Consider the following 13368-nt stretch of genomic DNA (forward strand, 5'->3'; position numbering starts at 1 on the left):
GGGCCTTACTCCTGAGGGGGATTTTGCGGTTGCTGGCCGAAGCCCGGCGGCAGCAGCGGGGCGGGCGCGGGACCCTGAGGCGTTTGGCCTTGCGGTTGCGTCTGAGGCGTTTGGCCCGGCGCGCCCGGCTCCTGGGTGATGATCCCCTCCTCGCCCACGGTCTCCTCGATCACGGGGCGCGGCAGCGGCGTCTCACCCGGTTGGCGCGGACGCAGCATCCAGCGGCCGTCCGACAGCAGCCCCAGCCGCAGGCCGAGTTGATCCAGGTCGTAGTGCAACCACTCCATCGACGAGCCATAGCCCAGGCGCACCTGCGAAACGCCGCCCAGCGACAGGCCGGTGATGGTCAGGCCGGTGAGCGAGGGCGCGCGCCGCAGCTGCTGCTCCAGCGTCGACCAGCTGGCGGCGTCCGGCGTGTCCACCAGCACCTCGATGGACCCCGCGCTCTGCATGGCGAAGGTCTGCTCCTCCTCGGCGTTGGGAGCAACCATGTCCGCCGCGCTCACCATCTCGCTCGCCTTCAGCTTGCCGGCCTCCAGCGCCTTGTTCATGGCTGCGTCCAGCTTGGTGACGGCCTCGGCCAGCATGGCCGGAACATCGGCCGGCCGCTCGGCCGTCAGTTCCACCGTGCCGATCACTTCGTTGTCGAGCCCGTGCAGGATGCGGAACGTGCCTTTGACCGGGCCGCCGGGGGCGCTCCGGTCCAGCCGGGCCTCAGCCACGGCGAAGTCCTGCGCGCCGTAGCGCAGCAGCGCCAGCCGCATCAGGTCCTTCGATGGGTCCACGCCCCGCTTGGCGTTCAGGAACACGGCATCGGCCGGCGTGCCGGTCACGCGCACATAATCAATGGCGCTCCGGACGTCGCCAAAGGCGGTCCACGCCCGGAACCACGGGTTGCGCGGATCGATGCCCAGCCATGCGCCGCCGTCCTTGAGAGCGGGGAGCAGGAGAATCGGGTGGGATTTGTGTCCCTGCGGCCCGATTCCCATCTCGCCGATGGTGGCGCGTACGGGAATCGGGTCAAAGTCCACCGTCAGCCGCGCGATGTAGCGCTTGGAGGAGAATCGCTCCGATATCACATCGACCGCGGCGACCAGTCGATCGAGGCTGCCATCGCCAAGGCTGGGCGCGGACGACTCCGCCTGGCCGGTAAGCCGCGCCCACAGCTGCCGCCACGCCCGGCGCTGGGCCGTGCGAATCCCGGCTTCACGGGCCTGGGTGGCGTTGCTTGCCACCACATCCACGGCGATTTCCTTCACCGAGAACGGGTCGGCGATGGTGGGTTCGGCAGCCTGAACGGTCGCACCGGACAGCAGGCCGAAAAGGAGAAGAGGAACGAGCCGCACGACGACCAATCAGTGACTTTGTTGGACAGGAATGCGTTCCTTTTACAACTGAGGTCTCGCTTCTCAAGTTCAATCTGGTAACACGCAGGCAACCAACCTCGCCTTTTCAGCTTCGGAAAGACCCGGCCATGTCCAAAAACACCCCCTACACCTACGCCCAGGCTGGCGTGTCCATCGACGCCGGCAACGCGCTGGTGCGGGCCATCGCGCCGCTGGCGCGGGCCACCCGTCGCCCCGGCGCGGACAGCGACCTTGGCGGCTTCGGCGCGTTCTTCGATCCCAAGGCCGCGGGCTACAACGACCCGCTGCTGGTCGCCACCACCGATGGCGTCGGCACCAAGGTCAAGCTCGCCATCGAGGCGGACGGCCACGACACCATCGGCATCGATCTTGTCGCCATGTGCGTGAACGATCTGGTGGTTCAGGGGGCCGAGCCGCTGTTCTTCCTCGATTATTTCGCCACCGGCAAGCTCGATACCGGCGTTGCCGCCCGCGTCGTCTCCGGCATCGCCGAAGGTTGCCGCCAGGCGGGCAGCGCCCTTGTCGGCGGCGAGACCGCCGAGATGCCGGGCCTCTACGGCGATGGCGACTACGACCTGGCGGGCTTCTCGGTCGGCGCGGTGGAGCGTGGCCAGCAGCTCACCGGCGAAGGCGTCGGCGCGGGCGACGTGATTCTGGGTCTCGCCTCCTCGGGCGTCCACTCCAACGGCTATTCGCTGGTCCGCCGCCTGATTTCGGACTTCGCCATCGACCTCAACGCCCCCGCTCCGTTCGATCCGGCGGTGACGGCGGGCGAGGCCCTGCTCGCCCCCACCCGCATCTATGTAAAGTCGCTGTTGCCGGTCATCCGCACCGGCCGCATCAAGGCGCTGGCTCACATCACTGGCGGCGGCATCACCGAGAACGTGCCGCGCGTGCTGCCCAAGGGCACCCGCGCCGTGTTCGATACCGCCTCCTGGGATCTGCCGCCGCTGTTCCGCTGGCTGCGCGACCTCGGCTCCATCGAGGGTGCGGAGCTGGTTCGCACCTTCAACTGCGGCATCGGCATGGCCGTTGTCGTGTCGGAAGACAACGTGGCGGCCGTCACCAAGGCGCTGGAAGACGGCGGCGAGACCGTTTACCGCATCGGCCGCATCGAGCCCGCCGAGGGCGAAGTGCGCGGCTGCCGCGTTACCTCCGCCGCGGGCGCGTGGGGCTATGCCGACGCATGGGACGCCTCCCATGACGCGTAAGCTGCGTATCGGCGTTCTCATCTCGGGCCGGGGCAGCAACTTCAAGGCGCTGCTCGATGCCACCCAGCAGCCGGACTTCCCGGCCGAGATCGTCTGCGTCATCTCCAACAAGGGCCAGGCCGGCGGGCTGGAATACGCCCGCGCGGCCGGCATCCCGGCCATCGTCATCTCCCACACCGGCTTCGCCAGCCGGGAGGCGTTCGACATCACGGTCGACGATCAGCTCCGCCGCCATCAGGTGGATATCGTCTGCCTCGCCGGGTTCATGCGGGTGCTCTCCGCCGAGTTCATCAACCGCTGGCCGGACCGCATCCTCAACATTCACCCGTCCCTCCTGCCCGCCTTCCGGGGTCTCCATACCCACGAGAAAACCCTTGAGGCAGGCTGCAAGATCGCGGGCTGCACCGTCCACATCGTCCGGCCCGCGCTGGACGAAGGGCCGATCCTCGCCCAGGCCGCCGTGCCGGTGCTGGAAGGCGATTCCCCCGGCACTCTTGCGGCGCGTATCCTCGAACAGGAACACCGCATCTACCCAGAAGCCGTGCGCCTCATCGCCGAAGGACGGGTGGAGATCGACGGCATGGTCGCCCGTATCCGCGACAGCGCGCCGACCGCCCAACCGCTGGTCAATCCCGCCCCGCGCGGGTGATCTGGTGCATGAACATTGAGAATTAAGGGCCGGGTTTCCCGGCCCTTTTCTTTTTACTCAGATTTTCTTGCAGGGGGGTCGCGGCCCCCCTGCACCCCCTTCATTTACAGGGACGCGCACATCATAACGGGCGCGGCCCTGTTGAATACGGCCGTTTTTCCAGAAGAGCGCCGGAAACACGGCCCGCCACGAATGGGGGCGCGGGGTCCAAGACCCCCGCATAAGATTCTGCAACCAAAGAAAAGGGCCGGTGAAAACCGGCCCTCTCCCTCATTCGCGAAGCTTGGAAGAAGCTTAGCCAACAATCTCGGTCTGCGCGAAGAAGTAGGCGATCTCGATCGCTGCGTTCTCCAGGCTGTCCGAACCGTGGACCGAGTTGGCCTCGATGGATTCGGCGAAGGTCTTGCGGATGGTGCCCTCGTCGGCGTTGGCCGGGTTGGTTGCGCCCATCACTTCGCGGTTCTTGAGGACGGCGTTTTCGCCTTCCAGCACCTGCAGCACGACCGGGCCGGAGATCATGAAGTTCACCAGGTCATTGAAGAACGGACGCTCGCGGTGCACGGCATAGAAGCCTTCGGCCTGTGCGCGGGTCAGCTGCGCGCGCTTCTGGGCGACGATACGCAGGCCGGCGTCTTCCAGCATGGCGTTGATCTTGCCCGTCAGGTTGCGGCGGGTTGCGTCCGGCTTGATGATCGAAAAGGTGCGTTCGAGCGCCATGGTACACTCCAGTCAGGAATATCGTTAAAGAGTAAGAAACTTGGGTTGGCGCGTCCTTATCCTCGGGTTCGCCAAAAGGCAATGGCTCGCGCGCTCAAGGACGGCTTAAAGGGAAATATCGTTTCGGCTCAGGCGGAGCGTTTCCAGCCGCCGCCCTCCTGCTGCTCCCAGTAGGCGAGGCTGTGCCCCTGCTCCTTGAGGTCCTTCCAGTGCTGGCGGGCGGTTCTCGTCTGGCCCTCGTCCTGCCCGTCGAACAGGTAGAGCACCCGCTCGTAGCCGTTCATGGTCTCGGGCAGCACGTTATCCAGCAGCGCCAGCACCGTGGCGGCGTTGGGATTCTCCTCATCCGCCGTGATGTACACCGGCTGGAGACTCTTGTCTTTGCTGTTCGCCGTGCCGTGCGGCAGGAAGGAGGCAGGATTGTAGGTCCACAAATAGGTGTCGACCTCCTTCACCCGCTCCTCGCTTCCGGCCCGGATCACGGTCTTGAGGCCCTGGCCATAGACCTTCTCCATCAGTCGCGCCAGCGCCTGGAGAGGGGCCTGCCGCGTGACGTGATAGAAGCTGATCTCGGCCATGGCCTCAAACCTCAATATGTTACTTGGCTTCGTGGTTGTCGGCGATGAACTGGTCGAGCAGGCGCACGCCATAGCCGGTCGCGCCCTTCTCCCACAGCGCCGTGTCCTTGTCGGACCACACCATGCCGGCGATGTCGAGGTGCGCCCAGGCAACGCCCTCCTTCACGAACCGCTGGAGGAACTGGGCGGCGGTGATGGAGCCTGCCTCGCGTGGACCCACGTTCTTCATGTCCGCGATCGGCGTGTTGATGAGCTTGTCGTAGGGATCGCCCATCGGCATCCGCCACAGCTTGTCGCCGCTGGCCTTGCCGGCCGCATCCAGCTGGGCGGCGAGCGTGTCGTCGTTGCTGAACATGCCGCCGTATTCGTGGCCGAGCGAAATAATCATCGCGCCGGTCAGCGTCGCCAGGTCCACCATCACCTTCGGCTTGTAGCGGTCCTGGGCGTAGGCCATCACGTCGCACAGCACCAGGCGGCCTTCCGCGTCGGTGTTGATGACCTCGATGGTCTGGCCCGAGTAGCTCTTCACCACGTCGCCCGGCCGCTGGGCGGTGCCGGAGGGCATGTTCTCCACCATGCCGCACAGGCCGACGACGCGGCACTTGGCCTTGCGGGCCGCGAGCGCGCGCACGGCGCCGATCACGGCGCCCGCGCCGCCCATGTCCCACTTCATGCCTTCCATGCCGGCGGCCGGCTTGATGGAGATGCCGCCCGTATCGAACGTCACGCCCTTGCCGACGAACACCACCGGCGGGGTGTCGCCGCCCGCGCCGTCATACTCCAGAATCACCACCTGCGGCTCGTTGGCCGAGCCCTGCGACACGCCAAGGAGCGCGCCGAAGCCCAGCTCGCGCAGCTGCGTCTCGCCCAGCACTTCCACCTTCACGCCGAGATCGGTCAAAGCCTGCGCCCGCTCGGCGAAGGACTTGGGGTAAAGCGCATTGCCCGGCTCGGAGACGAGATCGCGGGTGAAGAACACGCCGTCGGCCACGGCCGCCAGCTTGGCGTAGCGGCTCTCGGCTCCGGCCGCATCGCCGGTCCACACGGTAATGGCTTCCAGCGTCGGCTTCTTGGAGGCCGGCTCCTTGGTGCGGTAGCGGTCGAACCGGTAGGAGCGCAGGCGCGCGCCCAGCCCCAGCCGCGCGGCGGCCTCGCCTGCGTCCACGGACACGCCCTCGAGCGCCGTGGCGTTCAGGGTCAGCGCCGTCTCGCCGGAGGTCGCCAGGCGCGCATAAACCGATCCGCCCGCCTTCTCCAGGTCGCTTGCGGTCACCTTGGCGGCCTGCCCCAGGCCCACCAGCAGCAGCCGGTTGGCCTCAAGCCCTGCGGGCGCGAGAAGTTCCAGCACCTGCCCGGCTTCGCCGTTGAAACGGTTGGACTTGAGCGCTCGGGTCACTTGCCCGCCGGTTGTCGCGTCGAGGGACTGGACAGTTTCCGTCTGCAACGCACCTTGGGTAACAAACACTGCCAGGGCGCCGCCCTGGACCGCGCCAGCCGTTTCAAATGAGACCTTCATGGAGAGCATCCCTGCTGTGAAGCCTGAAAGACGATGTATGCGTACATAGCGATCAATCACGGTTCCGCAAAGGTGAACGGCGGCTCTTTGTTTCGGGCACCGTTGCACTTGGCAGCGCACCGTGCTTTACACACGCCCACTTTATAACGAGGAAGGCCGCCGTCCGTGCATGTCCGCTTTCTGCTCTTTCTGTTGACGACGACGACCGCCCTGCCAGCTTGGGGCGCGCAGGAACTGCAAGCGGACGGCCAGGCGCAAGGCCAGCCGTCTGTCACCGACCCTGCGCGGCACCTGGCAGCGCCCCCGGCGCCCCTCACCCGGCCGGCGTCTCCGGCGGAAACGAAGGCAGCCCCGGCGCAGGCCGGGCAGCCGGCCGACCAGTCGCCGGAGATTCTCTTCGAGGCCGACCAGCTCGACTACGATGTCGATGCCGATGTGGTCACCGCCTCGGGCAACGTGGTTCTGGTGCGCGAAGGCAACCGGCTGAACGCCGACGAGATCATCTACAACCGCAAGACCGGCTATGTGGAGGCGCGCGGCAACGTGCGGCTGGTGGACCGGGAAGGCAACCTCGTCACCGGCGACAAGGTGGAGCTGCGGGATACGCTCCGCCAGGGCGTGGTCGATAACATCCTGCTCGTGCTCACCGATGGCTCGCGCCTTGCCGCCAGCCGCGGCACCCGGCAGGAGGACCGCGCCGACCTGAATCGCGCCGTCTACAGCCCCTGCGACCTGTGCGCGGAGGGCTCGACCAGGGAGCGCCCGCTGTGGCGCATCAAGGCGCTCCGGGTGGAATACGATCAGGTGGCCAAGCGCATCACCTATCGGAACGCCACGTTCGAGTTCCTGAACGTGCCGATCCTCTACCTGCCCTATATCTCGCATTCCGATCCGGACGTGGTGAAGTCCTCGGGTCTTCTGATGCCGGATATCTCCCAGAGCCGGGCGCTCGGCCTGTCGCTCTCGACGCCCTACTTCTGGAGCATCTCGCCGAGCAAGGACCTCACCGTCACCCCCCACCCTCTATACGGAGGAAAACCCCACCCTCGGGCTGGAATACCGCCAGCATCTGGGCTCGGGCGCGATCCGCTTGGGGGGCGTCGGCACCTATGCCTCGCGTGACTTCGAGGAAACCGAGGCCGACAGCAACGTGACCGGCCTCGTTAATCGCGGCAATGATTTCCGCGGTTACATCTATGCCGATGGTCAGCTCCAGCACACGTCGCGCTGGCGCTCCAGCTTCGATGCCACGGTGGCGTCGGACGATACGTTCCTGCGTCGTTACGACATCACGGACAACGACGTGCTTCGCAACAGCTACCGGCTCGAATACTTCGGCGACCGGGATTACCTGACCGTGCAGGCCTGGGCCTTCCAGGGCCTCAGGGTGGACGACAGCTTCGGCAAGATGCCGATTGCGCTGCCCTACGTGGACTACCGCTGGACCTCGTCCCTGGATCCGCGACTTGGCCAGTTCGGCGTGCGCGCCAACGCCCTGTCGCTGGTGCGGACCGAGGCCATGGACACCTACCGCGTTTCCACCACGGCCGACTGGCAGAAGCAGTGGATGTCGAGCATGGGCCAGGTTGCTCGCCTGATCGGCCTCGTGCGCGGCGACATGTACTACGTCAACGACGCGCAGGACCCCGACAACGCGGTCTACGCCGGCGAGAACGGCTGGCAGGGCCGCGTGCTGCCGCTGGCGGCGGCCGAGTTCTCCTGGCCGCTGGCCGGTCCCAGCTTCGGCGGCTTCCAGACGCTCACGCCCATCGTCCAGGTGGTGGCCGCCGGGCCCGGACACAACAGCGTGGTGCCGAACGAGGATAGCCGCGCCTTCGACCTTGAGGACACCAACCTCTTTGATCTCAACCGCTTCTCCGGTCTTGATCGCTGGGAGAGCGGCACCCGCACCACCTATGGTCTCAGCTGGTCGTGGACCGGGCGGGCCGTCTCCATCTCGGCCGAGGCGGGCCAGAGCTATCGCCTCTCCGGCGAGGGCAGCAGCGACCTGTTCCCTGAAGGCACCGGCTTGTCCGGCCGATTCTCCGATTTCGTCGGCCGCACGTCCGTGCGCTGGGGCGAGTTCGTCGATGTCGTCTACCGGTTCCGGCTGGACAAGAGCAGCCTCGCGCCCCGCCGCAGCGAACTGGATGCCTTCGTCGGCACGCGGAACACCTACATCACGGTGGGCTACGCCAACCTCAACCGCGACATCATGCTGGAGGACCTGGAGGACCGGGAGGAGCTGCGCGTCGGCGGGCGGCTGCAGATCGACAAGTACTGGTCCCTGAACGCCGCCACCATTCTTGATCTCACCAACGCCAGCGAGAACCAGTTCAGCGATGCCGATGGCTTCCAGCCGATCCGCCACAGCATCGGCGTGGCCTATGAGGATGAATGCTTCAAGTTCTCCGTCACCTGGCGTCGCCGCTTCACCGAGGACCGCGACTTCGAGCGCGGCTCCACCATCTTCTTCCGCTTCGCGCTGCGGAACCTGGGCGGCAGCTGATCGGCCGGGCAGCGGGTCGGCAGCCGGTATGTCCAACCGTGGCCACGGGAATCGCACGCCTCGGCGGGTGGACGGTTGCGCCTGTGCGCCGGGTAACGTAAACCGAGGGCCTATGGTGAAGACAAAGCTATCGCTGTTGGGTCTGTGCCTGGCCGTTGTTGCCACGCCAGCCGTCGCTCAATCGTTCGGCGCTGCAGGGCAGGACGACATCCCGGCTGATGTTCGCATTTTCGGCCCGCCTGATCCCCATGTCCGCAAGGCTTCGGCCATTGTGAACGGCAGCATCATCACCGATCTCGACGTGGAGCACCGGCTGTCGCTGGTGGTGGCCGCGTCCGGTGGCCGCATCGGCCCGGATGAGAAGAATCGTCTGCGCGTGCAGGTGCTGCGGAATCTCATCGATGAGCGGCTCCAGGTTCTGGAAGCCGAGACGCACGATGTGACGGTTGATCCCGCAGAGGTCGAATCCGCCTTCAAGCGCGTGGCGCAGAATTTCAAGCAAACGCCTGAGCAGTTTGCCGCCTTCCTCAAGTCCAACGGCGCTTCGGCCGATACGCTGAAGGCGCAGATCAAGGCGGAAATGGCCTGGTCGCGCCTGCTGCGGAGCCGGGTTGCTCCCTTCGTCTCCATCGGCGACGAGGAAGTGGACGCGGTCATCAAGAAGATGGAAGCCTCCAAGGGGCAGGAAGAGTATCGCGTCAGCGAGATTTTCCTCTCGGCCACGACGGAGACCGAAGCCGCCGTCCGCAACACGGCGGAGCGCATCATCCAGCAGATTCGGGGCGGCGCGTCCTTCGTCGCCTATGCCCGCCAGTTCTCCGAAGCCTCCACGGCTGCCGTCGGCGGCGACCTTGGCTATGTGATGGCCGAGCAGCTGCCCGCGCCGCTGCAAAGCGTGGTCGCCACCCTGCCCAAGGGGCAGGTCAGCGATCCCATTCGCGTGCCGGGCGGGTTCAGCATCATCGCCGTTTCCGACAAGCGCAAGATTCTCGGCCCCGATCCGCTGGATGCGGTGCTCACCATCAAGCAGGTCATCGTTCCCTTCAAGGCGAAGGCGTCCGAGGCCGAGTTGAAGAGCCTTGTCGAGCGCATGGCGACTGAGGCCGCGCGCGGCGGCGGCTGCGGCCGCGCCGATGCCATGGCGCAGGCGCTGGGCGGCCGGGTCGAGGAGCCCGAGCCCCAGAAGCTGCGCGAGTTCCCGCAGGGGCTGATCCCGCACCTGGAGGCGCTTCAGGTCGGCGAGGCCACCCGTCCGTTCGGCACGGAGGAAGACGCCCGCGTCATCGTCCTGTGCGGCCGCGACGACGCGCAGGAGGCCAAGCTACCCACCTACGATGAGGTCTACGCCCAGTTGAACGAGGAGCGCATGTCGATGATGGCGCGCCGTTACCTGCGCGATCTGCGCCGGGACGCGATCATCGACTACCGCTAAGGCTGGCAATGCAGCCCCTTGCCGTCAGTATCGGCGATCCTGCGGGTATCGGCCCGGAAGTCATCGCCCGCAGTTGGGAGGCCCGCGACACCGCGGGCCTTTCGCCTTTTGTCGTGGCTGGAGCGGAAGCTCCCTTGCGCGCCGTGTGGGACGGGCCGATCGCCACCATCTCCACGCTGGATCAGGCGGCGGCGTGCTTCCATGCCGCCCTGCCCGTGCTGCCCGTGGGAGAGCTGCTTGACGCAACGCCCGGCCAGCCGACGCCTGCCGGGGCCGCCCTTGCCTTCGCCGCGCTGGAGAAGGCCGTGGCCCTCACTCTCTCCGGCGAGGCGGCGGCCATGGTCACAGCGCCGGTCAGCAAGGCGGAGCTGAAGGCCGTCGGCTACACCTGGCCGGGGCAGACCGAATTCGTCGCCGAGCGCTCTGGCGTCGCCCCCGATGACGCGGTGATGATGCTGGCCGGGCCTCATGTGCGCACCGTGCCCGTCACCATTCACATTCCGCTCCGGCAGGTGCCCGAGGCGCTGACCACCGATCTCATCCTCCGCCGCGCCGAGACGACCCTGCGGGCCCTGCGGCTGGACTTCGGCATTGCGGAGCCGCGCCTCGCCGTCACCGGCCTCAACCCCCACGCGGGCGAAGACGGCCACATCGGCCTTGAGGATCAAACCATCATTGCGCCTGCCGTCGAGGAACTGCGCCGTCGCGGCTGGCTCGCCGAAGGCCCGCTGCCCGCCGACGCCCTGTTCGCGCCCCACATCCGCACCCGCTACGATGCGATGCTGTGCATGTACCACGATCAGGCGCTCATCCCGGTCAAGGCGCTGGACTTCGATCAGGGCGTCAACATGACCCTCGGCCTGCCCATCGTCCGCACCTCGCCGGATCACGGCACCGCCTTCAACATCGCGGGGCGTGGCGTCGCCCGGCCGGACGCCATGATCGCCGCGCTCAAGATGGCCGCCCAGTGCGCCGCCCGCCGGGCAGAAGCAGCGAACCGATGATCGATCAGGACTTTCTCTCCAGCCTCCCGCCGCTGCGGGAGGTCATCGCCGAGCACGGCCTTAACGCCAAGAAGTCTCTCGGGCAGAATTTCCTGTTCGATATGAACCTGTTGAGCCGCATCGTTCGCACGGCAGGCCCGCTCGAAGGCCACACGGTCTATGAGGTCGGCCCCGGCCCCGGTGGCCTCACCCGCGCCATTCTGGCAGCAGGGGCCGAGCGGCTCATCGCCGTCGAGATGGACCAGCGCGCCTGGCCGATCCTTGAAGATCTCAACACCCGCTCCGGCGGGCGTCTCGACGTCATCCCCGGCGACGCCATGAAGGTGGACGAAGCCACCCTTCTCGCAGGCAAGCCCGTCCGCATCATCGCCAACCTGCCCTACAATGTGGGCACGGCCCTCCTCGTCCGCTGGCTCACCACGCGCAACTGGCCGCCCTTCTGGTCCAGCCTCACCCTCATGTTCCAGAAGGAAGTGGCCGAGCGCATCGTTGCAAAGCCCAATACTGCGGACTACGGCCGCCTCGCCGTGCTCGCCCAGTGGCGCAGCAAACCCCGCATCGCCTTCGACGTGCCCCGGCAGGCCTTCACCCCGCCGCCCAAGGTCACCTCCGCCGTCGTCCACATCGAACCCGCCGAGCCCATCGCCGATGTGCCGCTCAAAAGCCTGGAGGCCGTCACCGCGGCTGCCTTCGGCCAGCGCCGCAAGATGCTTCGCGCCTCTCTCAAGTCGTTGGGGCTCGACCCGACACCCATCCTCGAAATGGCCGACATCCCCGGCGACCTGCGCGCCGAAGTGCTCGACGTTCCCGCCTTCTGCCGGTTGGCGGCTGCCCACGCGGCGCTGATGCAGAGCCGGAAAAGTAGCTGACTTTACTTTTGTTTTTCTATGCAGGGGACTCAGTCCCCTGCACCCCTTCGTTTGTCGGGCCGTGCGCGGGGGTGCCGTTGCGCCGTCTGGAAGCATTTTTGAGTGGGCCGTGTGCGGGGTCGCCATCGTGCCTTGTTGGCGGTCTTTGATCGGGCCGTATCCTCCAACACGCTGACGGCACATGACAGATCAGGGCAACGTCTGGGACCAGACCCTTGGTAGGTTAGCCAAAACCCAGCACTCCGCTTGCCCAGCCCCCAATTTGTCCAGCCCCCAACTTGCTGCCCAGCCCGGCCCCGTTCCACCACATCACCCACGGTCCCTAGTATCTTGAATGATAGTAAGGAGCGTTCGTGTCCTTTCATCAAGCGCGACCATCATCCAAGGCGCAGCCCGATCATCTCACAACAAACCAGGTGTCTTCAGTAAGCGCCTGAGCCATCGCCGAAAGAACGCATGGATGGGCCTCGTTGATTATAACCGCCTTCTCAGGCCGTGCATGGAATTGCCGTGGTGCGATCCGTCGGGCCGAATAAGGGGCCGAGCCCTGCAGCACGGTTATCCGTTAAATGTCACGCGGTAAGCGGGTGGCAACGCACCAGAATTGCTCCAGCGCTGCCGCCATGGAGCCATTGTGCTTACGGCACTTCACCCTAACGCCAAAGCCACACCCTCGGCCTCTCAGCGTCACCACTGCCGCTATCGATGCCGTCATCATTTTGAATGATTGTAAGGAGCGCTTGCGCGCCTCGTCTATCAGGCGCAACCGCCCATCCGGGGCGCGGCCCGATCATTTCATAACAAAACAGGCGCTTTCAGTAAGCGCCTGAACCACCGACAGAAAAACGGACGGGAGTGCAGAGGGTCCGCGACCCTCTGCATCTGGAACAGGAAGAAAACCCTACTGCTTGATCGTCTTCTGCTGCTTCGGGCGCGGAGTTGCCTGCTGCTGGGCGACCGTTCGTGGGCGGGAGGCGCCCTTGGCCTGCGCGCTGCTGAGCGCGGCGGCGAGGCGCTCGGCCTGGCTGCAGCCCTTGCGGCACACGCGGCGCAGCTTGTCCAGGGCGTCCTCGGCTTTCGCGAGGCTGCCCTTGGCGATGTAGGCCATGCCGGAGGCTTCCAGTGCCGTCAGGTCGTTCGGGTTGATGATGAGCGCCTTGCGGTAATAGCTGATGGCCTTGCCGGTCAGGCCCATCTGCTCGTAGGCGCGCCCGAGGCCGATGAAGGCGTTGCTGTTGTCCGGGTCGGCCGCCAGCGCGGATTCATAATAGTCCGCCGCTTCGCCCGCCTTGTTCTGAGACAGAAGGTCATTGCCCTGCTGCATCAGCCGGGAAGACGCGGCGTTAACCGAGGGAGCCTTGGCGAGGGCGGGCCCGCTGAACGCGAGGGCGGCGCTGATCGCCAGAGCGGAAATCCAATGGCACTGTTGCATTCTTCCTCCCTCGAGCAACGCTCAAACAGGGCGCAGGCCCTTCGATTAAGAAAGTGCGACCACAAAGAGCCTAAAGCCGTAACC

At 66.2% G+C, this 13368-nt stretch carries 12 protein-coding genes; 7 read left to right on the top strand and 5 right to left on the bottom strand.

Features of this window, described 5'->3' with window-relative positions; genetic code table 11:
• Positions 1-5 precede the first annotated feature (5 nt).
• Positions 6-1346 (bottom strand): hypothetical protein, encoded by a 1341-nt coding sequence (locus tag L0C21_RS08465; protein ID WP_259277938.1) that lies wholly within the window; start codon positions 1344-1346, stop codon positions 6-8.
• A gap of 128 nt (positions 1347-1474) precedes the next feature.
• On the opposite strand from L0C21_RS08465, the gene purM reads away from it, so the two are divergent.
• Both purM and purN read left to right on the top strand, forming a co-directional pair.
• Entirely contained in the window at positions 1475-2578 is a 1104-nt protein-coding gene (gene purM, locus L0C21_RS08470; RefSeq protein ID WP_259277939.1) for a phosphoribosylformylglycinamidine cyclo-ligase, read from the top strand.
• Positions 2568-3227: a phosphoribosylglycinamide formyltransferase gene (purN, locus tag L0C21_RS08475; RefSeq protein ID WP_259277940.1), complete on the top strand. Its 660-nt coding sequence runs from the start codon at positions 2568-2570 to the stop codon at positions 3225-3227. Before purM ends, purN begins: the two co-directional genes overlap by 11 nt.
• 294 nt (positions 3228-3521) lie before the next feature.
• On the opposite strand, the gene ndk is transcribed toward purN, so the two are convergent.
• From ndk to L0C21_RS08490, 3 genes are all read right to left on the bottom strand, one after another.
• Positions 3522-3944, bottom strand: coding sequence for a nucleoside-diphosphate kinase (gene ndk / locus L0C21_RS08480; protein WP_259277941.1), 423 nt, complete (start codon positions 3942-3944; stop codon positions 3522-3524).
• A gap of 128 nt (positions 3945-4072) precedes the next feature.
• On the bottom strand, positions 4073-4522 hold the full coding sequence (locus tag L0C21_RS08485) for a DNA polymerase III subunit chi (protein ID WP_259277942.1): 450 nt from the start codon (positions 4520-4522) through the stop codon (positions 4073-4075).
• A 19-nt stretch (positions 4523-4541) separates the two neighbouring features.
• Positions 4542-6038, bottom strand: a complete 1497-nt coding sequence (locus tag L0C21_RS08490) for a leucyl aminopeptidase (protein WP_259277943.1) — start codon at positions 6036-6038, stop codon at positions 4542-4544.
• A 165-nt stretch (positions 6039-6203) separates the two neighbouring features.
• Between L0C21_RS08490 and L0C21_RS08495 the strand changes: the two genes are divergently transcribed.
• The 5 genes from L0C21_RS08495 to rsmA all read left to right on the top strand — a co-directional run bounded on the left by L0C21_RS08495 (position 6204) and on the right by rsmA (position 11852).
• The gene (locus L0C21_RS08495; RefSeq protein ID WP_259277944.1) at positions 6204-7160 is read left to right on the top strand and encodes an LPS-assembly protein LptD; all 957 of its coding nucleotides are present in this window, start codon (positions 6204-6206) and stop codon (positions 7158-7160) included.
• Positions 7129-8547, top strand: coding sequence for an LPS-assembly protein LptD (locus L0C21_RS08500; RefSeq protein ID WP_259277945.1), 1419 nt, complete (start codon positions 7129-7131; stop codon positions 8545-8547). The genes L0C21_RS08495 and L0C21_RS08500 overlap by 32 nt, the downstream gene beginning before the upstream one ends.
• Before the next feature lie 112 nt (positions 8548-8659).
• Positions 8660-9979, top strand: coding sequence for a peptidylprolyl isomerase (locus L0C21_RS08505; protein WP_259277946.1), 1320 nt, complete (start codon positions 8660-8662; stop codon positions 9977-9979).
• A gap of 8 nt (positions 9980-9987) precedes the next feature.
• Positions 9988-10983, top strand: coding sequence for a 4-hydroxythreonine-4-phosphate dehydrogenase PdxA (gene pdxA / locus L0C21_RS08510; RefSeq protein WP_259277947.1), 996 nt, complete (start codon positions 9988-9990; stop codon positions 10981-10983).
• A complete protein-coding gene (rsmA, locus tag L0C21_RS08515; RefSeq protein WP_259277948.1) occupies positions 10980-11852 on the top strand; it encodes a 16S rRNA (adenine(1518)-N(6)/adenine(1519)-N(6))-dimethyltransferase RsmA in 873 nt (290 codons plus the stop codon). Before pdxA ends, rsmA begins: the two co-directional genes overlap by 4 nt.
• 901 nt (positions 11853-12753) lie before the next feature.
• Here the strand turns inward: rsmA and L0C21_RS08520 are convergent.
• Positions 12754-13284 (bottom strand): tetratricopeptide repeat protein, encoded by a 531-nt coding sequence (locus tag L0C21_RS08520; protein ID WP_259277949.1) that lies wholly within the window; start codon positions 13282-13284, stop codon positions 12754-12756.
• Between the last annotated feature and the right edge of the window lie 84 nt (positions 13285-13368).

This window comes from Pedomonas mirosovicensis, assembly GCF_022569295.1.
Classification (GTDB): Bacteria; Pseudomonadota; Alphaproteobacteria; order Sphingomonadales; family Sphingomonadaceae; genus Pedomonas; species Pedomonas mirosovicensis.

Coding starts and splice junctions, on each gene's coding strand:
- purM (WP_259277939.1), top strand. CDS start 1,475: ATGTCCAAAAACACCCCCTACACCTACGCCCAGGCTGGCGTGTCCATC.
- purN (WP_259277940.1), top strand. CDS start 2,568: ATGACGCGTAAGCTGCGTATCGGCGTTCTCATCTCGGGCCGGGGCAGC.
- ndk (WP_259277941.1), bottom strand. CDS start 3,944: ATGGCGCTCGAACGCACCTTTTCGATCATCAAGCCGGACGCAACCCGC.
- L0C21_RS08485 (WP_259277942.1), bottom strand. CDS start 4,522: ATGGCCGAGATCAGCTTCTATCACGTCACGCGGCAGGCCCCTCTCCAG.
- L0C21_RS08490 (WP_259277943.1), bottom strand. CDS start 6,038: ATGAAGGTCTCATTTGAAACGGCTGGCGCGGTCCAGGGCGGCGCCCTG.
- L0C21_RS08505 (WP_259277946.1), top strand. CDS start 8,660: ATGGTGAAGACAAAGCTATCGCTGTTGGGTCTGTGCCTGGCCGTTGTT.
- pdxA (WP_259277947.1), top strand. CDS start 9,988: ATGCAGCCCCTTGCCGTCAGTATCGGCGATCCTGCGGGTATCGGCCCG.
- rsmA (WP_259277948.1), top strand. CDS start 10,980: ATGATCGATCAGGACTTTCTCTCCAGCCTCCCGCCGCTGCGGGAGGTC.
- L0C21_RS08520 (WP_259277949.1), bottom strand. CDS start 13,284: ATGCAACAGTGCCATTGGATTTCCGCTCTGGCGATCAGCGCCGCCCTC.